This window comes from Celeribacter indicus, from assembly GCF_000819565.1.
In the GTDB taxonomy this organism is placed as follows: Bacteria; Pseudomonadota; Alphaproteobacteria; order Rhodobacterales; family Rhodobacteraceae; genus Celeribacter; species Celeribacter indicus.
The window spans coordinates 1264883-1288576 of record NZ_CP004393.1; the positions used below are offsets into that span (position 1 = coordinate 1264883).

Here is a 23694-nt window from a genome sequence, read left to right on the forward strand (position 1 = left end):
AATCCATGGCGATTCGGATACGCCATGGACGCATACCACGTATGCGTCCTTTGAATGGCTTCTCTGCCCGTTGCGCCTGTCTTTGCCTGCCCCGCTGCGCCTTGTCAGCCAGCGACCGGGCAGATATAGGATGGCGCGATCCCACTTCAACCAATTGTCACGGTTTAGTCAGATGCCCAAGATCAACGGTAACGAAATCCGCCCCGGCAACGTGCTGGAGCATGACGGGGGCCTCTGGGCCGCCGTGAAGGTCGACCATGTGAAGCCCGGCAAGGGCGGGGCCTTTGCCCAGGTCGAGCTCAAGAACCTGCGCGACGGGCGCAAGCTCAACGAGCGCTTCCGCTCCGCCGACAAGGTCGAGCGCGTGCGTCTCGAGCAGAAGGACATGCAGTTCCTCTATGAGGATGCCGGGCAGCTCATCTTCATGGACACGGACACCTATGATCAGGTGCAGCTCGAGGCCGATATCCTCGGTGAACGCCGCCCGTTCCTCCAGGACGGCATGACCATCCTGGTGGAATTCTACGACGCGGAGGCGCTGAACGCGACCCTGCCGCAGAAGGTGACCTGCAAGATCGTGGAGACCGAACCGGTCGTGAAGGGCCAGACCGCGGCGAATTCCTTCAAGCCGGCGATCCTCGACAATGGCGTGCGCGTGATGGTGCCGCCTTTTGTCGGCACGGACGAGGAGATCATCGTCAATACCGAGACGATGGAATACGCCGAACGCGCCTGAGCCGGACGGGCCGGCGAGGCGAGGAGGGGCGCGTCATCGGGCGCCCCGCGCGACAGGCCGCCCTTCGGGGCGGCTTTTTCGTTGCCGGGCGGGCGGGACGTTGCGCGGGGCTCAGGCGCAGGCGTCGAGGCAGCGTTCCACCAGGCCGCGATAGCCCTCTCCGAAGAGCCGCAGGTGCACGAGCGCGGGGAAAAGCTGATAGAGGGGCAGGCGCGCGCGCCACTCGGGCGCCGGTTCGCCATAGCCGTCCCAGAAGGCGGCGGGGGGTGTGCCGAAGAGGTGCAGCATCGCGAGGTCGACCTCGCCATGGCCGCGATAGCAGGCCGGGTCGATGAAATAGGCGCCGCCGGTCGAGAAATGGACATTTCCCGTCCAGAGATCGCCATGCAGCAGGCCCGTCGCCGCTTTCGGCAGGAGTTCCGGCAGCCTCTGCGCCAGCGCCTCCAGCCTGTCGGCGAGATCGGGAAACTCGGGGGCGAAGGGCAGGAGCCGCCGTTCGGCCCAGAAACCGGGCCAGTCCGGCGCGGGGGCATTGGACAGCCAGACCGTGCCGAAGGCATAGTCCTCCGGCCAGCCGTTGTTGGTGGCCGGCAGGGCATGGAGCCGCCGCAGGGCGTGGCCGAGATCGCGCCAGCCCGTGTCGGAGGACGGGGCCTTCGGCAGGTAATCCATCACGAAGAGCGTTTCGCTGATCGCGCGCACCCGCGGCACGGGGGCGCCCGCCGCCGCGAGGGCCCGCAGCATCCGCGCCTCGGTGCCGGCATGGGGACCGGACTTGGCGACGCAGGGAGGCGCATCGGACGTCTCGAACAGGACCACCGCAGACAGGTCGCCGCCCTCGAGGGGGCGCAGGCTCTGGGCCTCGATCCCGAGGGCGCGCAGATCCTGCCTCAGCCGATCCTCCGTCATGCGGGACGAAGGCCGAGGAGCGCGCGGGCCTCGGCGGGGGTGGCGATGGGACGGTCGTATTGCGCGACGATTTCGGCGGCGCGTCTCACCAGCGCGGCGTTCGACGGCGCGAGGGTGGTGCGGTCGAGGCGGATATTGTCCTCGAGCCCGGTGCGCAGGTGTCCACCCGCTTCGGCGGCCCAATGGTTGAGCTCGGCCTGATGCCGGCCGATCCCGGCGGCGCACCAGGGCGCGTCGGGGCCGAACAGGTGTTTCACCGTGTCCACATAGATGTCGAAAACCCGCTTGTCGGCGGGCATCGCGTTCTGCACGCCCATGACGAACTGGACATAGGGCGGCGAGCTCAGTTCGCCCCGGTCTGCCATCGCCTTCGCCTGATAGATATGCGACAGGTCGAAGGCCTCGATCTCCGGCCTGATGCCGTAGCTGCGCATTTCCGAGGCGAGCCATGTCACGAGGTCGGGTGGATTCTCGTAGACCCGCGTGGGGAAATTGTTCGAGCCGACCGAGAGCGAGGCCATGTCGGGGCGAAGCGGCAGCATGCCGCCGCGGGTCCGTCCGGCACCCGACCGGCCGCCGGTCGACAGTTGCACGATCATGCCGGGGCAATGGCTCTCGATCCCCTCCATCAGCCGCGCGAACCGCTCCGGATCGGAGCTCGGTCTGCCCTCGTCGTCGCGGACATGGCAATGGGCGATCGTCGCACCGGCCTCGAAAGCCTCCTGCGTGCTTTCGATCTGTTCCGCGACGGTGATCGGCACGGCGGGATTGTCCGCCTTCGTCGGCAGGGAGCCGGTGATGGCGACGCAGATGATGCAGGGTGAAGTCATGGTCCGTCAGTCTCCGGCGGTGATACGGGCATCTCCAGCATGGAGCACGCCGCGCGCGCGGTCAAACCGCAGAAACGCGATGGCTTTTTCCCCCGACCGGGTAAAGAGCGTCCCGGCCGGCTTGCCATCCTCCGTCACGATTTCCGTGCCGACGGGCGCCTCGCCGGCGATCCCGACCGTCCGGAGACCCTTTCTCAGGTCGGTCTTGTGTTTCATCCGGGCCGTGACTTCCTGTCCGACATAGCAGCCCTTCCTGAAATCCACGCCGTGCAGCCGCTCGAATCCGGCCTCGAGGATGTAGGTGTCGGGCGTCAGTTCGATCCCCGTCTCCGGGATACAGTTGGCGACCCGGATCGCGTCCCAGTCGACGTCCTGGGAGGGACGCCCGTCATAGGCCCGCCAGCCCATCTCCGGAGCGCGGGGATCGGCCACGGCGCCTTCGCCGGGCTCCCAGATCCCGCGGGAGACCTTGCGGTCGGTCTTCGTCAGCCCGACCCTGGAGCGCAGCTTGTAGAGCGTCAGCCGCTTCAGGAGCCCGTCGGCCTCCTCCGCTGCGACGTCGAGCAGGATCTTGTCTCCCTCCGGCACGAGGAAGAAATCCACGACGAACTTGCCCTGCGGCGTGAGCATCGCGGCATAGACGGGGCCGTCGGCGAGCCGGGCGGCATCGTTGGTGATGACGCCCTGGAGGAACTTGATCCGGTCCTCGCCGGTGATCTCGATGATTGTTCTTTCCGCCACAGATCCCTCCATTTTCATGCGCCCGGCTTCGCGCCCTCACCGGCTTCATATATGAAGGCGCCAGACGCTTCAAAACACAACCCGGTCAAAACCTCCGAAACCCCATGCGTGCGCCCATCTCCGTCGTCATTCCGACCCTCGATGTCACCCCGAAGCTCCGGGCGACGCTGCTCACGCTCATGGAGGGGCTCGACGCCGGTCTCGTGCGCGAACTGATCCTGAGCGACGGGGGATCCGGCGACGGGGTGGCGGAGATGGCGGATTTCGTCGGTGCCGAGCTCGTGACCGGCCCGGCGGGGCGGGGCGGCCAGCTGCGGCGCGGGGCGGAGGCGGCGCAGGGCGACTGGCTCCTGTTCCTGCACGGGGACAGCTGGCTGCCGGAGGGATGGGCGGAGGAGGCGATCCGCCACCTCGCGCATCGCCACGACCGCGCGCTCGTCTTCTCGCTCGGCTTCCGCGAGGCGGAGGGGGTCTGGCCGCGCCTCACCGCCGGCTGGGCCAACCTGCGCACCAGGCTCTTCGACCTGCCCTATGGCGACCAGGCGCTCCTGATCTCGCGCGAGCTCTACGAGGAGGCCGGCGGCTATCGCGACCTGCCGCTGATGGAGGACGTGGATCTCGCCCGGCGGCTTGCAGGGCGGATCGTACTCAGCGCCTTGTGCGTCCGAACAGACCCAGCACGCTACCGACAGCGCGGCTGGTTGCGGCAAGGAGCGCGGAACCTTCTGCGTCTTCTGCGGTTCCGTCCCGGCGCGGACCCGCAGTCGCCTTCCCGCGCCTGCCGCCGTCCGTGACCGTCCGCCCGTCGGAATACTGGAGCCGGTAGAGATCGGCATAGAGGCCGCCACGGGCCAGAAGCTCCTCATGCGTGCCCTCGTCGACCACGCGGCCCTTGTCCATCACAACGATCTTGTCGGCATTCTTGATGGTCGAAAGCCGGTGCGCGATCACCAGGGTGGTGCGACCCTCAGAGAGCGTTTCAAGCGCCTCCTGCACGATCTTTTCCGATTGCGCATCGAGTGCGGAGGTCGCCTCGTCCAGCAACAGGATCGGGCGATTGCGCAGCACGGCGCGGGCGATGGCGACGCGTTGCCGCTGGCCGCCCGACAGGCCCGATCCGCGCGGGCCGACGGGGGTGTCGAGGCCGTGGTCGAGCTGGCCTGCGAAATCTGCGACATGGGCGGCCTTCAGGGCGGCCTGAAGCGTGGCCTCATCCGCTTCCGCACCCATCAGGATGTTGTCACGCAGGCTTTCGTCGAACAGCAGCGCGTCCTGTGACACCACGGAATAGAGCCCGCGCAGACCGGCCAGATCGAGCGCAGTCGTGGCCACGCCACCGATGGTGATCTTGCCCTTCACCGGATCGGCCAATCGGGTCATCAGGTTGAACACCGTGGATTTGCCCGCCCCGGAGGCGCCGACAAGCGCTGTCGTCTTGCCGGCCTCTGCGGTGAAATTGGTGCCACGCAACACCGGGCTGTCGGCATAGGCGAAGTCAACCGCCTCAAACCGGATATCGGCCTGGCTGGGCGGGACAGGCAGAGGGACAGGTTTGGCCGGGGTGGTGATCTGCGGCCGTTCCGCGAAAATCGCATAGATGCGATCGAGCGAGGCGCGCGCCGCCTGCCAGATGCCGGACACGTTGCCCAGACGCCGCAGCGGTTCGAACACCAGCGCCATCGCGGTGAAGAAGGACATGAATTCACCGACGGTCTTCGTGCCCTCGATGATCTGATGTCCCCCGTAAAGCAGCACGCCGAAAAAGCCGAGACCGGCCACGATGTCGATCAGCGCGGGAATGGCCGCCTGTCCCGCCGCCGCCTTGATCTGGGCGTGGAGCATGTCCGCCATCTCGGACCTGAACCGCCCGGCTTCACGTTTTTCCGTGCCTGCGAGCTTGATCGTGGTTGCGCCGTGGAAAATCTCGTCGAGCCGGGTGGAGACCCGCGCGGAGGCGCTCCGGGCGACGCGCGTGGTGCGCCGCACGAGGTTCTGCAACAGGACGAGCGGTACGGCCAGAAGCGGTGCACCGGCCACCGCGACGAGGGTCCAGCGCCAGTCGACGGAAACCGCCACCGCCAGAAGCGACACGAGCGAGATCGCATCGCGCGCCACCACCGAGAGCACCGTGCCCCAGACGGTTGCGGCGGCGCTGCTGTCGCCGCGGGTGCGCTCGATCAGCGTGCCGGGGGAATTGTCCTGAAAGAATTTGCCATCGAGTGTCAGCATATGCGCGACGAGACTGCCCTGAAGCGAGGCGGCGACTTTCTGGCTGATATGCGCCATGATCACACGCTGCCCGAACGAGGCGAGCGCACGCAGGGTGAACACGCCGAAAACCGACAGCGCCACCCAGAGGACGGCATCCGATTGCCCCGCGACCAGCACCCTGTCGAACATCGGCTTGATCAGATAGGACAGCAGGCCGAGCATCGACCCTTCGATGGACATGAACAGGACGGCGATGAGGACGAGGCCGAGATGGCGGCGCAGGTAGTCCCGCCACAGCCAGAGGATCAGCGTTGCCGAGGATTTCTCCGGGATGTCCTGCTCGAAGCCGTGGGGAGGTCTGGTCATGACGTGGTGCGGGCCTGTTTGAACTGTTGCGCCTTTTCCCGGTCGTAGCGGGTCAGGAACCAGTCCCGGATCGGGATCGGCCCATAGGTTTTCAGATCCTGTTCATAGCTGTCGAGGATGTAGTCCAGAACGCCGCTGTCCAGGGATCTGAAATGCATGAATCTGGGGGAAAGCATCTTTTTCGCATCCTGGATGCTCGCCGCTTCGGAATGCAGGAGATAGAGGGCAGAGGCCATTCCCGTCCGATCCGCGCCGGATTTGCAATGAATGAGAAACGGTTTTTCCAGCGTGTCCATCAGGTCGATGAGATGAACGTAGTCTTCGCCCCGCCTCGCCGTGCGGGCCCCGGTCTTGCGGGACGTGACCAGCTTGATCCCATGCGCTTCGCAGGCCTGGCGTTCCAGCAGGTTGAACGAGACATTGCTGTCGCCCCGGAGCGACAGGATGGTCTTGATCCCCATCTTTTCATAGCGCGCGATACGTCCGGGCGACGGTTGGTTCGACCGCCAGACACCCGGTGCGATCTCGTAGAGATTGCTCCAGATCGTGCGCAGAAAGGCGTGATCGAACAGATGCGCATGCCAGATCGCCCGGCGCCGGTCGCGTGGCGTCGAAAGGTCGTCCCCGAAACTGATGCGCTTGAGGGTACTCAACTTTCTTTTCAACGCTCCGAACATGGACATCTTCTCGCTGTCATCGGGCCTCTTTATCGCGCTTTGGCGTGCCCAGCAAGCCGGGCGGACCCCGCCGGAGCCCCCGTGCCCGAGCGGCTTGCCGGGGCCGCGCATCGCAATATGACGCCGGGGCGGCATTGACCGGCGCGGGGCGCGGGAGTACCGGTTGAAGATCGCGACAGATCGAGGACTTCCCATGACGCTCGCCAACGGCCGCCATTATCTCGCCATTCCCGGCCCCTCCGTGATCCCCGATCCGGTCCTTCAGGCAATGCACCGCCCGGCGCCGAACATCTATACCGGCGAATTGCTCGATCTGACGCACAGCCTCGTCCCCGACCTGAACCGCATCGCCGGCACGACGGGCAACCTCGCGATGTATATCACCAACGGCCACGGGCTCTGGGAAGCGTCGCTCACCAACATGATCTCGCGCGGCGACAGGGTGCTCGTCTGCGTCACCGGCAATTTCGGCCATGGCTGGGCCGGCGTGGCACAGGCGCTGGGCGCGCAGGTCGAGGTGATCGACTTCGGCACCCGCGCGCCGGTCGACGCCGCGCGGCTCGAGGAGGCGCTGCGCGCCGACACCGGCCACGAAATCCGCGCGGTGCTGGGCGTCCATGTCGACACCGCGACCTCGGTGCGCAACGACATCGCCGCGATGCGCCGCGCCATCGACGCGGCGGGCCACCCGGCGGTCTTCGCGGTGGATTGCATCGCCTCCCTCGGCTGCGACCGGTTCGAGATGGATGCCTGGGGCGTCGACGTGATGCTCACCGCTTCGCAGAAGGGGCTGATGACGCCGCCGGGCATGGGCTTCGTATGGTTCTCGGAAAAGGCGCGGGCGGCGGGCGAAACCGCAAACATGCGCACGCCCTATTGGGACTGGACCATGCGCGCCAGGGCGGAGCAGCTCTATCAGTTCTTCGACGGCACACCCCCGACCCATCACCTCTACGGGCTGCGCCAGGCTGTGACGATGATCCTCGAGGAGGGGCTCGAAAACGTCTGGTCGCGCCACGCCACGCTTGCGGGCGCCTATTGGGCCGCCATCGACACCTGGGGGCAGGAGGGGCGGCTTTCCTTCAACATCGCCGATCCCGCGCATCGCTCCAATGCGGTCACGACGCTGTCGCTCGGCGGCAATGACGGCACGCGGCTGCGCGACTGGCTGACCGGGCACCTCGGCATCACGCTCGGTATCTCGCTCGGCTTCGGCGAGATGGGATCGGCGGAGGCGGACGGTTATTTCCGCATCGGCCATATGGGCCATGTGAACGCGCATATGGTGCTGGGCATCGTCGGGGCGATGGAAACCGCCTTTGCCGCGCTCGACATTCCGCATCGGACGGGCGGGTCGGTGGCGGCGGCGCAGTTCCTCGCGACGGCCGCGGCCGGGGAGACGGTGCCTGTGGCCGCCCCCGCGAGCTGCTGCGCCTAACCCGCCCCGAGGTCGCGGAGCGCGAGGGGCAGGCGCTCGGCCAGAACGTCGAGCTCCGCCTCCGTCCCGACCGAGATGCGGATGCAGCGGTCGAGCGGGGCGACGCCCGGCATCCGCACGAAGACCCCGCGCGCGGTCAGCGCCGCCAGAAGCGCACGGGCATGGTCTCCGTCCCGGCCGCAATCCACGGTGACGAAATTGGTTGCGGAGGGCAGGGGCGTCAGCCCGTTCTGTTGTGCGATCCGTGCAATCCGGTCCCGCCCCCGCGCGACCTGCTCCACGACGTCGGCAAGCCAGGGCTCGTCCCCGAGCGCGGCCAGCGCCCCGGCCTGGGCGATGCGGTTCACGCCGAAATGGTTGCGGATCTTGTCGAAGCTCCCGGCGATCTCCGGGTGCGCAATCCCATAGGCGATGCGCGCGCCTGCCATCCCGTAAGCCTTTGAGAAGGTGCGGAACCGGATCACGCGCCGGTCGGTCGTGTCGATCTCCGGGCGGCTGGATGCGGGCGCGAATTCGGTATAGGCCTCGTCGAGCACCATGAGACAGCCCTCGGGCACGCTGTCGATCATCGCCTGCACCGCCGCGGCATCATGGACGCTGCCCATGGGATTGTTCGGATTGGACAGGTAGACGAGCTTCGCCCCGACCTCCGCTGCCCTCGCGACCAGCGCCTCGGGATCCTCGAAATCGCCGCGATAGGGCACCTTGTGCAGCACCCCGCCCACGCCCGCGACATGGTAGTTGAAGGTCGGATAGGATCCGTCGGAGGTCACCACCGCATCGCCCTCGGCCACATAGAGCCGCACCAGCGTGCCGAGCAGCCCGTCGATGCCCTCGCCCACGGTCACCGCCTCCGGCGCGATCCCGTGCCGTGCGGCGATCGCCCCGCGCAGCGCGGGCATGTCCGCGACGCCGTATTTCCAGATATCCTCCACCGCCTCCGCCATCGCCGCGCGCGCCTTCGGCGAGGGGCCAAAGGGCAGTTCGTTCGCGCCGAGCCGGGCGTCGAAGGTCACGCCGCGCTCGGCCTCGAGGCGTTCGGGGGCGACGAAGGGCACGGTCGAGGGCAGGGACCGGACCAGCGGGGTCTGACGGGGATCGCTCATGCGCAACGGTTTTCCGGGTCTGTGGATCGGAAAAGACCCGCGCGGCGGCGGGTCTTCATGTCTTCGGATCGGCTCAGCCGAGATCGGCGAGGCGGGCGAGGGCGGAGCGGATCTTCGCCTCCTCCTCTTCGCGGGCGGCGAGGGTCTCGCGCGCCTCCTCGACGACCTCCTCGGGTGCGGAGGCCACGAAATTCGGGTTGTTCAGCCGGCCGCGCAGCCCGCCGAGCTCCTTTTCGAGCTTGCCGAGCGTCTTTTCGAGCCGGGCCTTCTCCTCCGCGATGTCGATCACCCCTTCGAGCGGCAGGGCGAAGGTGCCCCCCGGCACGGAGATCGTAATCGCGCCCTTGGGCATCGGTCCCTCGGTCACGCCGTCGAGCCGCGCGAGCTTCAGGATCAGCGCCTCGCTGTTGGCAAAGGCCCTGCGCCCCGCGGCGTCGAGGTCGACCTGCACCATCGGGATCTTCAGCCCCGCCGGCACATGCACTTCGGCGCGGGAGGAGCGGATCGCCTCGACGAGGTCGATGACCCAGTTCATTTCCCGGTCGGCCTCCGCGTCGATCAGCTCGTCCGACAGCTCGGGCCAGGGCGACACGGCGAGCATCGGGCGCGCGCCATGGACGGTGCCCCACAGCTCCTCGGTGATGAAGGGCATGATCGGATGCAGCATGGCGAGCGCCTGGTCGAGCACCCAGCCCATCGTCTGCCGCGTCTCCGCCTTCGTCGCCGCATCCCCGTCGTAGAGGAGCGGTTTCGACAGTTCCACATACCAGTCGCAGAGCTTGCCCCAGACAAAGGCATAAAGGGCATTGGCCGCGTCGTTGAAGCGGTAGTCGGCAAAGGCGGTGTCGACCTCGCGCAGCACCTTCACGGTCTCTCCGACGATCCACTTGTTGACCGTCGCCGTCGGGGTCGGCACGACGCCCGGCGTGTAGCTTTCGAAGACCTCGTTCATCTCCGCAAAGCGCGCGGCGTTCCAGATCTTCGTGCCGAAGTTGCGATAGCCCTTGATCCGGTCCACCGACAGTTTCAGCACCCCGCCGATGGAGGCCATCGCGGCATTGGTGAAGCGCAGCGCATCGGCGCCGTATTCGTCGATGATCTCGAGCGGGTCGATGACGTTGCCGGTCGTCTTCGACATCTTCTTGCCCTTCTCGTCGCGGACGAGCTGGTGCAGGTAGACGGTCCTGAACGGCACCTCGTCGACCACGGCGAGCTGCATCATCATCATCCGGGCGACCCAGAAGAACAGGATGTCGAATCCGGTCACGAGCACGTCGGTCGGGAAATACTTCTTCGTGCTTTCGTCCCAGTTCGGCCAGCCGAGCGTGCCGATGGGCCAGAGGCCGGAGGAGAACCAGGTATCGAGCACGTCGGGATCGCGCCAGACCGGGTAGACGAGCTTTGTCGGGTCCTGCGTGAGATTGTATTCAGCAAGGCTCGCGGCGAAGCGGTCATAGGCCTCGTCCCGGTCCGCGACCTCGATCACGCGGGCGTGGTTGAGCGGGGTCGGGACGTCGTCGATCTCGACGAAGAACTTCTCCTTCACCGCCTCGAAATCCGGTGCGCAGTGATAGACGTCGCCGAGATGCAGCATCCCGCCCTCGGTCAGGAGGCGCATGATCTCCACCTCGTCCAGCGCCCCGTCGCCCTCGTCGTCGCGGAAATTCGGCGCGCCGAGATCGAGCCCGTACCAGACCGGGATCTGATGCCCCCACCAGAGCTGGCGGGAGATGCACCAGGGTTCGATATTCTCGAGCCAGTGGAAATAGGTCTTCTCGCCGCTCTCGGGCATGATCTTCGTGCGCCCGTCGCGCACGGCGTCGAGCGCCTTGCCGACGATCCTTTCGGCGTCCACGTACCACTGATCGGTGAGCATCGGCTCGATCACCACCTTCGAACGGTCGCCGAAGGGCTGCATGATCGGTTTGTTTTCCACATAGGGGATCGCGAGCGTTTCCTCGGTGCCGTCCTCGTCCTTCACCGTCTGCGGCTGCGTGACGGCGAGGCCCTCGGCGTTGATCTGCTCGACGATGCGGTCGCGCGCCTCGTAGCGGTCGAGACCGCGCAACTGGTCGGGCACGAGGTTGATCGTGTCGACTTCCGCCTCGGTGAAGGGCTTGCCCGCGAGGATCTCGGCGGCAAGGATCGCGCTGTCCTCGTAGGACAGCCCGTCCTCGCGCATCCGCGCCTGCGTGTCCATCAGCCGGTAGAGCGGCAGGCCCGCGCGTTTCGCCACCTGATAGTCGTTGAAATCATGCGCGCCGGTGATCTTCACCGCGCCGGAGCCGAAGTCCGGATCGGGATAGTCGTCGGTGATGATCGGGATCAACCGGCGGTGTTGCTTCGGGCCCACCGGAATCTCGCAGAGCTTGCCGACGATGGGGGCATAGCGCGCGTCGTCCGGGTGGACCGCCACCGCGCCGTCGCCGAGCATGGTCTCCGGCCGGGTCGTGGCGATGGAGATATAGTCGCGCTCCTCGGAGAACAGGACGTTCCCCTCCTCGTCCTTCTCGACATAGGTATAGGTCTCGCCGCCGGCGAGCGGGTATTTGAAATGCCACATATGGCCCGCGACTTCGAGGTTCTCGACTTCGAGGTCCGAAATCGCCGTCTCGAAATGCGGGTCCCAGTTCACGAGCCGCTTGCCGCGATAGATCAGCCCCTTGTCGTACATGTCGACGAAGACCTTGATCACCGCGTCGTGGAAATTGCCCTCCTCGCCGGCGGGGGCGCCCGGCGCGCCGGACATGGTGAAGGCGTTGCGCGACCAGTCGCAGGAGGAGCCGAGGCGCTTGAGCTGGTTGACGATCGTGGAGCCGTATCTGCCCTTCCACTCCCAGACCTTCTCGAGAAAGGCCTCGCGGCCGAGCTCGGTGCGGGAGGGTTGCTGCGTCTTCGCGAGCTCCTTCTCGACCATGAGCTGCGTGGCGATCCCCGCGTGGTCCTGACCCGGTTGCCAGAGCGTGTCGAACCCGCGCATCCGGTGCCAGCGCACGAGGATATCCTGGATGGTGTTGTTGAAGGCATGGCCGACATGCAGCGCGCCGGTCACGTTGGGCGGCGGGATCATGATGGTGAAGGTCTCGTCGCGCGTCCTGCCCGCGCCCGCCCTGAAGGCACCGGCCTCTTCCCAGGCCTCATAGATGCGTGCCTCGGCGGCCTGCGCGTCGAAAGTCTTTTCCATGGCCATGATCGTCTCACCCGCTCGGATATTTCGGTCCCGGCCTACTTATCGCGCCAGACCTGTGAGGGGAAGGGTGAAAGCCGCCGCGCGGCGCGGGCGGCCTCTTTGGCGATCCCGGCGCGGAGCCCGCGCGCGGCCTTGCCGCCCCGTCAGATCGCGCGGTCGAATTTCGTCGCGAGATGGATGAGGCTCTCCAGATCCTGCACCCCCGTGATCGCCCCGATCCGGTCGAGCGTCGTGTCGATCTCCTCCGTCGTCTCGCAGGCGATCTGCGCGATCAGGTCCACGCGCCCCGTCGAGGTGGCGACCATCTCGACCTCCGGGATTGCCTTCAGCTTCGTCACCACGGAGGCCGAGCTGCGCGGTTCGACCTGGAGCAGCACCGTCGCGCGGATGCGCCGCGCGAGCGCCACGTCGCCGAGCTTGATCGTGTATCCGGCGATGGTGCCGTTCGTCTCCATCCTCTCGAGCCGTGCCTGCACGGTGGAGCGCGCGACCTTGAACCGCCGCGCCAGACGGGAGACCGAGGTCGATGAATCGGCTGCCAGCGCCGTCAGGATTTTCTGGTCGAGATCGTCCATCGTGGACCCTCCGAAACGCGGATTTTCCGCCCATGCCGCCATGTCCGGCGGTTTGATCAAATTTCATCGTCAATTTGTATGGTGCTGTTGTCGAAATGACCAGCATTCTGTATGAATTTACCGTTTCATTCGGTCATTTCAACACGCATATAGCGCATACAAACAACAGGAACACAGGGCGCCCGCCGACGCACGAGATCACCGGCGCGAACGCACCTGGCCTGGTTCGGATAACCGCGTAAGCGCAATCCCAACCGGACAATTCCCGGGCAAGATGTGGCTGCGCCTTGTTGGTAAAGGACAGACCAATGGGGCTCTCGAAGACGATCTGGGCGACGCCCGGCGAATACCTGCGCAATCATGCACCCGACCACCCGGTGCTGTTCTTCTCCCCCGCCATCCTGCAAGCGACCGCGCGCCGGTTCATCAAGGGGTTTCCGGGACTTGTCACCTATGCGGTGAAATCCAACCCGGATGAGGAAGTGCTCGCCAACCTCGTCGCCGCCGGCATCCGCGGCTTCGACGTCGCCTCGCCCGTCGAGATGGACACGATCGCCCGCATCGCGCCCGGCGCGGCCATGCATTACAACAACCCTGTGCGCTCCCGCACGGAGATCCTCCATGCGGTGAAGCTCGGCGTGAGATCCTATTCGGTCGACAGCCATTCCGAACTCGTGAAGCTCGGCGAACTCGTGCCCGCCGACGGTGTGGAGATCTCCGTGCGCTTCAAGCTGCCGGTGGAAGGCGCCGCCTATAACTTCGGCGCGAAATTCGGCGCGACCGTGGAGAAGGCCGTCGAACTCCTGACGCTCGCCTCCCAGCTCGGCTTCACGCCCTCGCTCACCTTCCATCCGGGCACGCAATGCACCGACCCGCATGCCTGGGACAAATACATCCGCGCCGCTGCCGGGATCGCCCGCGATGCCGGTGTGAAACTCGCCCGCCTCAATGTCGGCGGCGGCTTCCCCTCGCACCGGCTGAGCGACATCGCGCCGCAGCTCGAGACGACCTTCGACCTGATCGGCCGCGTCGCGCGCGAAGCCTTCGGCGAGGACGTGCCCGCGCTCGTCTGCGAGCCGGGCCGCGGCCTCGTGGCCGAAAGCTACTCGCTCGCGACCCGCGTCAAGGCGATCCGCGACGACGCCCATGTCTTCCTCAACGACGGCGTCTATGGCGGCCTGTCGGAGCTGCACCTCGTCGGCGTGATCGACCGTATCGGCGTCTTCGGCCCGCATGGCGTGGCGCGCGGCGGCGAGCCGGTGTTCCGCACCGTCTTCGGCCCGACCTGCGACAGCCTCGACAAGCTCCCCTCCGAACTGGCCTTCCCGGCGGAGATGGAGGAGGAGGACCACGTCATCTTCTACGGCCTCGGCGCCTATTCCGTCGCGACCGCCACCAAGTTCAACGGCTTCGGCCAGATCACGGTCGAGACTGTCCAATCGCACCGCTGATCTGACGTCACCCGTTTGACTCGGAACCCCTCGCCGTTACTGTCGCGGCGAGGGGTCTTTTTATTTGGGCTCAGAGTTTTAACGAAACGGTCAGGCGCGCATCATGGCGGAGCGAAACGGGATTTTCGGGCAACTGGGCCTCTTGTTCAAATTCCGGCAGAAGGTCCGCACCTCCGGCGGGCATCACACGCGCGGTCCGCTCACCCATGTGATCATCCTCGACGGCACGCTCTCCTCGCTCCTTCCCGGTTACGAGACCAATGCCGGGCTGGCCTACAAGCTCTGCGCGGAGGCGGCGCAGGGGGCGAACATGCTTGTGCGCTACGAGGCCGGGATCCAGTGGCGCGGCTGGCAGGACACGATGGCGGTGATCGAGGGGCGCGGCCTCAACAACCTGATCCAGCGGATCTATGGTGCGCTCGCCTCGCGCTACCGGCCCGGCGACAGGATCTATCTCTTCGGCTATTCGCGCGGCGCCTATGCGGTGCGGTCGCTGTCGGGCTTCATCGACCTCGTCGGCCTGCTGCGGCCGGAGGCCGCGACGGAGCGCAACATCCGCACCGCGTTTCGCCATTATCAGGTGAACCCCTCCTCCCGCGCTGCCCGCGCCTTTGCCGCGGCGCATTGCCATGATAAGGTGCCGATCGAATTCCTCGGCGTCTGGGACACGGTCGCCGCCGTCGGCCTGCACATGCCCGTCGTCTGGCGCTATTCGAGCGTGTTCCATGAGTTCCACAACTTCATGCCCGCCCGGAACGTCAAGGCCGTCTATCACGCGCTGGCCTATCACGAGAGCCGTGACGCCTATCTCCCGGTCCTGTTCGAAAGCAACCCGGACCTGCCGCAGCAAAAGCTCGTGCAAATGTGGTTTCCCGGCACCCATGGCGACGTGGGCGGGATGCTGTCGGGCTACAGCCCGGAGCGGCGGCTGTCGAACACGACGCTCGTGTGGATGCTCGACAAGGCGGAGGCGGCGGGCCTGCCGCTGCCGCCGGACTGGCGGATGCGTTACCTCGTCGATCCGCACGCGCCCTCGATCGGCCAGAACCGGGGCTGGGGAAAGTTCTTCCTCCTGCGCCACCGGCGGCTGGTGGGAACGGATCCTTCCGAGATCCTTCACCCTGCTTTGAAAGCCTGACCCCCTCGGGGCCTCAGCCGGTGACGCCGAGGCGGGCGCAGACCGCCTTCGTCAGAGTCGGCCGGTTCAGCGTGTAGAAATGCAGATCGCCCACCCCGCCGGCGATCAGCGTCTCGCAGAGTTCGGTGCACAGATCGACCGACAGCGCCTCGCGGTCCACGGCGCTCTGCGCGGCCTCGAAGGCCGTGGCATAGCGGTCGGGCAGGGGGGTGCCGCAGGAGGCGGCGAATTTCTGCACCCCCGTCCAGCTCGTGATCGGCAGGATGCCGGGAATGATCGTGCCGGTGATCCCCGCCTTGGCGCAGCGGTCGCGGAAGCGGAAGTAGGTGTCGGGATCGAAGAAGAACTGGGTGATCGCCGAATCCGCCCCTGCCTCGAACTTGCGCCTGAGCCAGGTGATGTCGCTGTCGGGGCCGGTGGCGTCCGGGTGCGGATCGGGATAGGCGCCGACGCGGATGCGGAAATCGCCGGTTCCGGCCAGCGCCTCGACCAGCTCCGCGGAATTGGCGAAGCCGCCCGGCGCGGGCGTGAACCGGCCCTGTCCCTTCGGCGGATCGCCCCGCAGGGCGACGATCTCGTTGACGCCGACGGCCTTGTAGCTCCTGGCGATGGCAAGCGTCTCTTCCTTCGTCGCATTCACGCAGGTCAGATGCGCGGCGACGTTCCAGCCATATTCCTTGTTGAGCAGCGCCACCGCGTCATGGGTCAGCTCCCGCGTCGTGCCGCCCGCGCCATAGGTCACGGAGACGAAGGACGGGTCGAGCCCCTGAAGCGCCTCGACCGTTTCGAACAGGCTGAAACAGGCCTGGATGTTCTTCGGCGGGAAGAATTCGAAGGAGATGGCGGGGGCGCGGGTCATATGGTCTTTCCTCTGGTCTGGCGGCCCTTGTGTCAGACCTCGGCCTGTGAGACAAATTCATAATTCTCAAGATCAACATGAGTGCTGCTCAAATGCACCTGGAATTTCGCCATCTGCGCACGATCAAGGCCATCCATGAGGAGGGCGGTCTCGCGCGTGCCGCCGACCGGCTCAACATCACGCAATCGGCGCTCTCCCATCAGGTGAAGGGGCTGGAGGACCAGGCCGGGGTAGAGCTTTTCGTGCGCCGCTCCAAGCCGCTGAAACTGTCGGCGGCGGGGATGAAGCTGCTCGCGCTCGCCGAGGACGTGCTGCCGAAGATAGAGGCGCTCGAGGCCGAATTCCGCGGGATCGAGGAGGGCACGCAGGGGCGCCTGCATATCGCGATGGAATGCCATGCCTGTTTCGACTGGCTCTTCCCGGTGCTCCACCAGTTCCGCAAGGCCTGGCCCGAGGTGGATGTGGACATCCGCCTGCGCCTCGCCTTCGGCGCGCTGCCCGCGCTCGAGCGCGAGGCGGTCGACCTGGTGATCTCCTCGGATCCCGAAGACATCCCCGGCGTCATCTTCGTGCCGCTTTTCGATTATGCGCCGATGTGCATCATGTCGGCGAAATCGCCGCTCGCCGCGAAACCCTTTGTCGAGGCCGCGGATTTCGCGGAGCAGACCCTCATCACCTATCCGGTGGACCGCGCCCGGCTGGACGTGTTCAAGGAACTCCTCACGCCCGCGGGCATCGAACCCGCCGCCCAGCGTCAGGTGGAGCTGACCGACGTGATCCTGATGCTCGTCGCCGCCGGGCGCGGGATCGCCGTGCTGCCCGACTGGGTCATGCGCGACATCCGCACCCATCCCGATTACGCCGTCCGCCCGCTCACCGCCACGGGGCGGACACGCCGCATGTATGCGGCCGTGCGCGAGGCGGACGCGACGAAACCGTACATGGCGCATGTGATCCGTATCGCGAAGAGCGAGGCGGTGAAGTTCCAGCGCGGCTGAGCCGGGCAGCGTCAGCTCCCTTCGAAGACCGGGGAAAAGCCGCCGTAGATCATGCGCTTGCCGTCGAAGGGCATCTCGCCCATCTCCGTCCAGCGCTCGTCGCTCTCCATGCTCGCCACACAGGAGTCGCAGCTCGTCTTGTCGGGCCACAGGATCCAGGAGAACACCACCGTCTCGTCCTCCTCGAGCTTCACCGCCATCGGAAAGGAGGTCACCTCCCCCTCGGGCACCTCGTCGCCCCAGCATTCGTAACAGGCGCTCGCGCCGTACTCCCTGAAGATGGGCCATGCCTTTCGGGCGGAGGCGATATAGGCCTCCTTGTCGGCATTGCGCACCGGCACCAGAAACCCCTGAACGTAACTCATCGCGCGTCCTCCTCGTGGCTGTCCGTGCCGACGAGCCTGCGCCTTTTCCGCGATCCTGGCAAAGAAAACCGTCGTCCGCCGCGGCATCGGGCGATTTCCCGCCATCAAGGCGCTTCACAAGCCCGCCCTCGCGTCGTATACGCGCCCCCTGAACATCCCATCCCATCGCCACCCCGGAGACCGGACCATGCAAGGCAGTGCCAACCTCAACGTGATGATCAAGGCCGCGCGCGCCGCCGGCCGCTCGCTCGTCAAGGACTTCCGCGAGGTCGAGAACCTTCAGGTCTCCTCGAAAGGGGCCGGCGATTTCGTGTCGCGCGCCGATATCCGTGCCGAGGAGATCATCCGCGAGATCCTCATGGAGGCGCGGCCGAACTACGGCTGGGTGGGCGAGGAAAGCAAGCCCGTCGAGGGCAAGGACCCGACCCGGCGCTGGATCGTCGACCCGCTCGACGGCACCACCAACTTCCTGCACGGCCTGCCGCACTGGTCGGTCTCCATCGCGCTCGAGCACAGGGGCGAGGTCGTCTCCGGCGTCGTCTTCGATCCGGCCAAGGGGGAACTGTTCTGGGCGGAGAAGGGCGCGGGCGCGTGGATGAACGACGGCCGGATCCGTGTCTCCGGCCGCACGAAGATGATCGAGGCGGTCTTTGCCACCGGCCTGCCCTTCGGCGGGCGCGGCGACCTGCCGGAGACGCTGCGCGACCTCGCCCGGCTCCTGCCCGCCACCGCCGGCGTGCGCCGCTGGGGCTCCGCCGCGCTCGACCTCGCCTATGTCGCCGCCGGACGTTACGACGGCTACTGGGAACGCCGGCTGAACGCCTGGGATATGGCGGCGGGCCTTCTGATCGTGCGCGAGGCCGGCGGTTTCGTCGAAGGCATCCGCCCCGAGGAAAACCCGCTCGAGGCGGGGGAGATCGTCTGCGGCAACGAGGCGCTGTTCGAACGCTTCGCCGGGATCATCCGCTCCGCCTGAGATCTCATCACAATCCCTTGATCTCGCCGTATTTCCAACATTTTCCCTGCGGAGAATGGACGGCGACTCTCGGAGGAACGATGGGGATTGAGATGAACAGTGCTGCAAGGTCTGGCCGCCGCTTCGCGGCCCGCGAGGACGGGGCGGTGACGGTGGACTGGGTTGTGCTCGTCTCCGCCATGGTCGGGGTTGCGATCATGGTGCTCGCGCTCGTCTGGCAGGGGTCGGCAGCCTTCGCCTTTCGGGTGAATTCGGAAATCGAGAAGATCGAGGTCGCGACGAGCGACTGAGCGCGTCCCCTCCGCCGCGCGCCGATCGTCCTAGCGCCTGCGGCGCACCGCCGGGACCGAGGTTTCGGTGAAGCGATAGCGCGCCTGCGGATGCGGCGGCCGCCCGCGGGACCGGCGCCAGAAGCCGCGTCCGCCGAGGCGCCGCCAGACCGGCAGGCTCAGCGCCACGCCCGCCACGAACCCGCCGAGATGCGCGAGATAGGCGACCCCGCCGGCCTCGAGGTCGGCCTCGACGCCGCCGAGGAGCTGAAAGGCGAACCAGACGCCGAGCATCACCCAGGCGGGCAGGGGGATCACCTTGAAGAAGATGATGAAGATGAAGAGCACGTCGACCCGCGCCCGCGGGAACAGCAGGAGATAGCCGCCCATCACCCCCGCGATCGCGCCCGAGGCGCCGACCATCGGGACACGCGCGAAGGGCGCGGCGAGATATTGCGCGAGCCCTGCGGCGAGCCCGCAGAGCAGGTAGAAGCCGAGGTAGCGCAGATGCCCGAACTCGTCCTCGAGATTGTCGCCGAAGATCCACAGGAACAGCATGTTGCCGAGGAGGTGCAGGAGACCGCCATGCATGAACATGGAGGTGAAGAAGGTATAGAACCCGTCCCCTGCGGAAATCCGCGCCGGGATCAGCGAGAATTCCGCATAGATCGGAAGCAGCGCCCGCTCGTCGCCATAGCTCGGCAGCACCGCGAGGAAGACCGCGACATTCACCGCGATCAGCGCATAGGTGATCAGGGCCGGCCGTCTCGAGGGGTTGTGGTCGCGGATCGGGAACATGAGGCATTTCTGACGAAAGCCCCGCTAAGGTCAAGCCCGCGCGGCAGGAATCCCCCTTTAACTCGGCGGGTGCGCTGAGTATGGTCCCGCCCACCGGCGCATGCCCGCGTGGTGGAATGGTAGACACAGGGGACTTAAAATCCCTAGGCTTATGCCGTGCCGGTTCGAGTCCGGCCGCGGGCACCACATTGACAAGTAAACATTTTCTGAAATCTGTTTGGTGCCGACGCTGCCATAATTTGCTACTGCGCCCACTTGTTACTCCCACTCTACTCATTCCTATGCGCAGCTTTCGACAAAATCTTCCGGCTCGCGCGCCTCCGATAGTAGGCTACCATTTCGGGACTCTGGTTCGTTACCGCCTGAATTTGCGCGTCGGTACAGCCTGCCTCGGCAAGCCGCACGATCGCCAGTTTTCGGAGCCCGTGGAGGCTGTATTTTTTTGCGTCTTCGCCCAGGCTCTTGCGCCATTTCTGGAACGCCGACGCGATGCCGTCATAAGTCAGGGGTTCGGTCAAATTCCTTGCGAGGATATGGGCGCCCGATTTCGTCACGGTCTCAAGGTACGCTCGCAGCGGCACTGGACAGTAGACGGTGAACATCTCGTCGCCCTTCTCGTCGTATACGTCCATCCAGTCGCCGTCGACCTGCGCCCATTTCATCGCGATTGCCGCGCCCGGTCTCTGACCTGTGCCGAGGATCAGCTCGGCGGTCGTTTGGACATTCCGCGGAGCGGTCGAGAGCTTGCTGACCATCCATTCAGGCCAAGGCTCGTATTCCCGTTGCCGGCCGAAAAGCCCGATCTTTGCGGCGGGATTGTCGTCCAGTGGCCAATCAAGGTCATTTTTTGCGTAGTTCCAGAGGCGACGGATTGTCTGGAGATATTTATCAGCCTGGCGAGGCGTTCCAGACAGCTTATCGTGCGCCGCCCGGACCGCGGCGCGCGTGGTGCGGCGCACGTCCTTGTCGCCGTTCTTTTCCAGAATATGGTCCATCGTTTTGCGATAGAACAGCTTTGTTCCCCTCGACAGTTTCCCCTGAACGCGCGGATCCGTGCGCCAAGCCTTCACGAGCGCATTCCAGGAGTATCTTGGCTCCACCTGTTGCTTCTCATGGCGCCCTGCTTCGCAGGCCCAATAAAGGCGGTCGAGTTCTTGCGCATCCCCTTGCCAATTGAGCTTGACGGTTCTCTCCCGGCGCTTGCCGCCGTCTGCCCAAGTGACCCGGTGGTATGGATCCCATGCCTTGCCGCTCCACTTCCAGTGCAGTCTCGGCTTCGCGATCCGCGGTTTCGAAGGCCTCACAACGTGAACCCGTCATCTTGGGGTCACCGAACAGCAGAAAGCGCAGATCAAGGCGATGGCGGAGGCCGGGGATGTCGCCGGAGCACAGGCGCTCATCCTCGACGAGCTCAACCGCCAATATGCCGGACAGGCCGAAGCGCTGCGCAACCTGCCTGCCGGTCAGATCAAGGCGGCGGGCATGGCCATCGGCGATGCGACGGAGAAGGTCGGCGACGTGGTTCTGCCGGTGGTCGCGCAGATCGCGACGCATGTCGAGGATCTGGCGGTTCGCTTTCAGGCTCTTGATCCGGAAATGCAGAAGGCGATCGTCACCGGCGGCGCGCTCGCCGCAGCTGTCGGACCGCTCGCCCTGGGCTTCGGCGCGCTGGTCGCGGCCGTGGGCGTGATCGCCTCGCCGATCGGGCTGGCGGTGGCGGGCTTCACCGCGCTCGCCGGCGGGGTGGCCTATGTGGCGCTGAACTGGGACCGGCTCGTCGAGAGCTGGTCCGGCGCAGAAGGGATCTTCGGGCGGCTCAACTTTCTGGTGGCGCTGCCGGTGATCAAGCTCGTCGAGCTCGGCCGCAAGACCACGGCCGTGATCCGCCAGCTCGGCGGCTTCGGCAAGACGATGGTGTTTCTCTCCGATCTCTCGGGCGAGGTATGGGAGCGGATCGGCATGCTGGCTGCGGGCTTTGGCGCGCGGTTCGAGGCGATCGTCGGAAAGGTCAAGGCGATCTGGGCCCAGGGCGTCGCCTATCTCGCGCAGAAATGGGCGGAGTTCGTCGGAACGATCGCGCCCGCGTTCAACGCCGTGGCCGAAAAGGTCGGATCCGATCTGCGGCTGGACGCGCTGGGGGCTGCGAGCTGGGCCTCGGGGCTCGAGAATGCGGCCGCGAATGCGGGCACGCTGGCCGCCAATGCCGACCTCGCGGCGGATGCGCTGATTGCGGTGGCCAAATCCCCCCTCGCCACGCTCGAGCGGCTCAACACCACTGTGGGCGAGGTGGCCGAAACCGTCGAGGAGGATCTGGGCGAAGCCGGTGCGCTGGCCGTGAAGGAGACCACCGAGGTCACAAAGGACCTCGAGGACGTATTGAATGATGCCGGATCGGCCGGCGGGTCTGCGGGCGGGAAAATCGCCTCCGGTCTCGCCGAGGCGATCCCGGTGGCAGAACGGCTTGCGGACACGATCGCGGAGATCGGCCGGCAGACCTTCGACAGGATGGGCGACAATCTTGCGCACGCGCTGGCCGGAGGCAATGTCGCAAGCGGCGTGCGCGGTGTGTGGAACGACTATGTCGGCGGGGCGAGCGATATCTTTGCCTCGACGCTCAGGGATGCCTTCACCGGCGGCGGCTTTGCCTCGATCGGCGCGAGCCTCTCGGGCGCCTGGGGCGGGATGACCACGGCGCTCTCGGGGCTCTCCTCGGTCAGCTCGCTCGGCGCACTCGCCGAGCTATGCTTGAATTTGGGTGACGCGCATCATCAGGCGGCGCGGTTTTCGGTATCGTTTGTGTGTTCGATACCGTCTGTGAACTTGATTCCTTCGATAACCTTTGGCAACTGATTTCTGCCCTTGAGGCGCAGCCATTTTTTCGATGCTGCCTGAATGAGGGTGAAGACCATCAGTTTTGCGGTCTTTTGTGACAGCGCCCCTTTGGTCCTCACCGTTCGGTGCCGAACAGTGGCGAACACGCTTTCAATCGGGTTCGAGGTGCGCAGATGGCCCCAATGCTCAGCTGGGAAGTCGAAGAATGCAAGCATCGCCTCTTCGTCCTTTGTCAGGCAGGCAACACCTTTTGGGTATTTGACGCCATACTTTTCGGAGAAAACTGCCAACGCAGCATCGGCTTCTGCGCGCGTTCCGGCGTGCTGGATGTCGTCCAGATCTGACTTGACCGCCAGGGCCATCTGCTTGGGAAAACAGTTCTGGACGTTCTTTACCTTATGCACCCAACACCGTTGGTGCTTTGTGCCTGGAAACGTTTTGTCCAGTGCGTTCCAGAACCCCATGGCTCCATCCCCAACCGCAATTTCCGGTGCGACGGACAGCCCGCGGCCTTTGATGTCGGTCAGCAACTCATGCCAGCTCTGCGCGCTCTCCCGCAGGCCGACCTGAAAGCCGATCAGCTCTTTCTTGCCCTCCGGTGTCGCGCCGATGATCACCAGCATGCATTCGGCATTTTCCTCCATCCGCGCCTGAAGATAGACGCCGTCCGCCCAGATGTAGACATAGTGGCGGGCAGACAGATCCCGCCGTGCCCAGGCATCATATTGAACCTGCCATCCGGCAGTCAGACGCGAGATGACGCTTGGCGAGAGGTTGGGTGCATCCGGCCCCATGATGGCCGACAGCGCGTCCTGGAAATCGCCCGTCGATATGCCCTTCAGATAAAGAACAGGCAGCAGCGCGTCCAAGCTGATCGAGCGGCGCGCCCATTTCGGCAGAATGTTCGAGGTAAAGCGGATTTTTTCTGCCCCATCACAGGACGCCATCCGGTCGCGCACCTTGGGCCGCTGGACATCCAGAGCACCGATCCCCGTCTGAATCTTCCGTTCAGGGCCAAATCCATGCCGCACAATCCGCTGGCGGCCATCCTCCAAGTGCTCAGCGGCAAAACTGGCGACAAACGCATCAGCTTCGGCTTTCAGCGCCTCCGCCAGCATCCGGCGCGCACCTTCCCGTGCAATTTCTGTCAATGGATCCGCTATCGATTCCGATTGGCGAAAGGGCAGGATCGTTGTATCGTTCTTCATAGGCGTATTGCTCCTCGTGAG

General features: G+C 65.7%; 21 protein-coding genes, 1 tRNA gene and 1 pseudogene. 10 read left to right on the forward strand and 13 right to left on the reverse strand.

Features of this window, described 5'->3' with window-relative positions:
- The first annotated feature begins 172 nt into the window (after positions 1-172).
- Positions 173-736, forward strand: a complete 564-nt coding sequence (gene efp / locus P73_RS06400; protein WP_043868950.1) for an elongation factor P — start codon at positions 173-175, stop codon at positions 734-736.
- Positions 737-847: 111 nt separating this feature from the next.
- Here efp and P73_RS06405 read toward each other — a convergent pair whose 3' ends face one another.
- The 3 genes from P73_RS06405 to ygfZ are packed head-to-tail and all read right to left on the reverse strand — an operon-like array spanning position 848 to position 3216.
- Positions 848-1645 carry a fructosamine kinase family protein gene (locus tag P73_RS06405; protein ID WP_052453072.1) on the reverse strand — a complete coding sequence of 266 codons (798 nt, stop codon included), beginning with the start codon at positions 1643-1645 and terminating at the stop codon, positions 848-850.
- A complete protein-coding gene (locus tag P73_RS06410) occupies positions 1642-2475 on the reverse strand; it encodes a 3-oxoadipate:acetyl-CoA acetyltransferase (RefSeq protein WP_043868951.1) in 834 nt (277 codons plus the stop codon). Before P73_RS06410 ends, P73_RS06405 begins: the two co-directional genes overlap by 4 nt.
- A gap of 6 nt (positions 2476-2481) precedes the next feature.
- Positions 2482-3216: a CAF17-like 4Fe-4S cluster assembly/insertion protein YgfZ gene (gene ygfZ / locus P73_RS06415; protein WP_245629237.1), complete on the reverse strand. Its 735-nt coding sequence runs from the start codon at positions 3214-3216 to the stop codon at positions 2482-2484.
- A 104-nt stretch (positions 3217-3320) separates the two neighbouring features.
- Between ygfZ and P73_RS24815 the strand changes: the two are divergent.
- A pseudogene (locus P73_RS24815) lies at positions 3321-3923 on the forward strand (glycosyltransferase); the annotation flags it as partial.
- On the opposite strand, the gene P73_RS06420 reads toward P73_RS24815, so the two are convergent.
- Complete coding sequence (locus tag P73_RS06420; protein ID WP_043868953.1) at positions 3865-5793, reverse strand: ABC transporter ATP-binding protein; 1929 nt, start codon at positions 5791-5793, stop codon at positions 3865-3867. The pseudogene P73_RS24815 and the gene P73_RS06420 sit on opposite strands and share 59 nt — an antisense overlap.
- Positions 5790-6446 carry a tyrosine-protein phosphatase gene (locus P73_RS06425; RefSeq protein ID WP_052453073.1) on the reverse strand — a complete coding sequence of 219 codons (657 nt, stop codon included), beginning with the start codon at positions 6444-6446 and terminating at the stop codon, positions 5790-5792. Before P73_RS06425 ends, P73_RS06420 begins: the two co-directional genes overlap by 4 nt.
- Positions 6447-6663: 217 nt before the next feature.
- Here P73_RS06425 and P73_RS06430 point away from each other — a divergent pair, with 217 nt between their 5' ends.
- A complete protein-coding gene (locus P73_RS06430) occupies positions 6664-7908 on the forward strand; it encodes a pyridoxal-phosphate-dependent aminotransferase family protein (protein WP_052453074.1) in 1245 nt (414 codons plus the stop codon).
- Here P73_RS06430 and P73_RS06435 read toward each other — a convergent pair.
- From P73_RS06435 to P73_RS06445, 3 genes are all read right to left on the reverse strand, one after another.
- Positions 7905-9014: a pyridoxal phosphate-dependent aminotransferase gene (locus P73_RS06435; protein ID WP_043868955.1), complete on the reverse strand. Its 1110-nt coding sequence runs from the start codon at positions 9012-9014 to the stop codon at positions 7905-7907. The genes P73_RS06430 and P73_RS06435 overlap by 4 nt on opposite strands.
- Before the next feature lie 73 nt (positions 9015-9087).
- Positions 9088-12204 (reverse strand): valine--tRNA ligase, encoded by a 3117-nt coding sequence (locus P73_RS06440; RefSeq protein WP_043868956.1) that lies wholly within the window; start codon positions 12202-12204, stop codon positions 9088-9090.
- A gap of 143 nt (positions 12205-12347) precedes the next feature.
- A complete protein-coding gene (locus P73_RS06445; protein WP_043871448.1) occupies positions 12348-12779 on the reverse strand; it encodes an Lrp/AsnC family transcriptional regulator in 432 nt (143 codons plus the stop codon).
- A gap of 308 nt (positions 12780-13087) precedes the next feature.
- Here P73_RS06445 and P73_RS06450 point away from each other — a divergent pair, with 308 nt between their 5' ends.
- Both P73_RS06450 and P73_RS06455 read left to right on the forward strand, forming a co-directional pair.
- Complete coding sequence (locus P73_RS06450; protein WP_043868957.1) at positions 13088-14230, forward strand: type III PLP-dependent enzyme; 1143 nt, start codon at positions 13088-13090, stop codon at positions 14228-14230.
- 103 nt (positions 14231-14333) lie between these two features.
- The gene (locus tag P73_RS06455) at positions 14334-15368 is read left to right on the forward strand and encodes a DUF2235 domain-containing protein (RefSeq protein WP_043868958.1); all 1035 of its coding nucleotides are present in this window, start codon (positions 14334-14336) and stop codon (positions 15366-15368) included.
- A gap of 13 nt (positions 15369-15381) precedes the next feature.
- On the opposite strand, the gene metF is transcribed toward P73_RS06455, so the two are convergent.
- Complete coding sequence (gene metF / locus P73_RS06460; RefSeq protein WP_043868959.1) at positions 15382-16227, reverse strand: methylenetetrahydrofolate reductase [NAD(P)H]; 846 nt, start codon at positions 16225-16227, stop codon at positions 15382-15384.
- 92 nt (positions 16228-16319) lie between these two features.
- Here metF and P73_RS06465 point away from each other — a divergent pair, with 92 nt between their 5' ends.
- Positions 16320-17225 (forward strand): LysR family transcriptional regulator, encoded by a 906-nt coding sequence (locus P73_RS06465; protein ID WP_043868960.1) that lies wholly within the window; start codon positions 16320-16322, stop codon positions 17223-17225.
- An 11-nt stretch (positions 17226-17236) separates the two neighbouring features.
- On the opposite strand, the gene P73_RS06470 is transcribed toward P73_RS06465, so the two are convergent.
- Positions 17237-17590 (reverse strand): DUF1428 domain-containing protein, encoded by a 354-nt coding sequence (locus P73_RS06470; RefSeq protein WP_043868961.1) that lies wholly within the window; start codon positions 17588-17590, stop codon positions 17237-17239.
- Positions 17591-17777: 187 nt separating this feature from the next.
- Between P73_RS06470 and P73_RS06475 the strand changes: the two genes are divergently transcribed.
- Together P73_RS06475 and P73_RS06480 are read left to right on the forward strand one after the other, a co-directional pair.
- Positions 17778-18566 (forward strand): inositol monophosphatase family protein, encoded by a 789-nt coding sequence (locus tag P73_RS06475; protein WP_043868962.1) that lies wholly within the window; start codon positions 17778-17780, stop codon positions 18564-18566.
- A gap of 92 nt (positions 18567-18658) precedes the next feature.
- Positions 18659-18856: a hypothetical protein gene (locus P73_RS06480; protein ID WP_052453539.1), complete on the forward strand. Its 198-nt coding sequence runs from the start codon at positions 18659-18661 to the stop codon at positions 18854-18856.
- Between the two features lie 30 nt (positions 18857-18886).
- Here P73_RS06480 and P73_RS06485 read toward each other — a convergent pair whose 3' ends face one another.
- Entirely contained in the window at positions 18887-19633 is a 747-nt protein-coding gene (locus P73_RS06485; protein WP_043868964.1) for a rhomboid family intramembrane serine protease, read from the reverse strand.
- A gap of 102 nt (positions 19634-19735) precedes the next feature.
- Here P73_RS06485 and P73_RS06490 point away from each other — a divergent pair.
- Positions 19736-19819, forward strand: a tRNA-Leu gene (locus P73_RS06490).
- Positions 19820-19902: 83 nt separating this feature from the next.
- Here P73_RS06490 and P73_RS06495 read toward each other — a convergent pair.
- The gene (locus P73_RS06495) at positions 19903-20937 is read right to left on the reverse strand and encodes a tyrosine-type recombinase/integrase (protein ID WP_139267113.1); all 1035 of its coding nucleotides are present in this window, start codon (positions 20935-20937) and stop codon (positions 19903-19905) included.
- 55 nt (positions 20938-20992) lie between these two features.
- Between P73_RS06495 and P73_RS06500 the strand changes: the two genes are divergently transcribed.
- Positions 20993-22483, forward strand: a complete 1491-nt coding sequence (locus P73_RS06500; protein ID WP_043868966.1) for a phage tail tape measure protein — start codon at positions 20993-20995, stop codon at positions 22481-22483.
- On the opposite strand, the gene P73_RS06505 is transcribed toward P73_RS06500, so the two are convergent.
- The gene (locus P73_RS06505) at positions 22402-23673 is read right to left on the reverse strand and encodes an IS256 family transposase (RefSeq protein ID WP_043868181.1); all 1272 of its coding nucleotides are present in this window, start codon (positions 23671-23673) and stop codon (positions 22402-22404) included. The genes P73_RS06500 and P73_RS06505 overlap by 82 nt on opposite strands.
- Between the last annotated feature and the right edge of the window lie 21 nt (positions 23674-23694).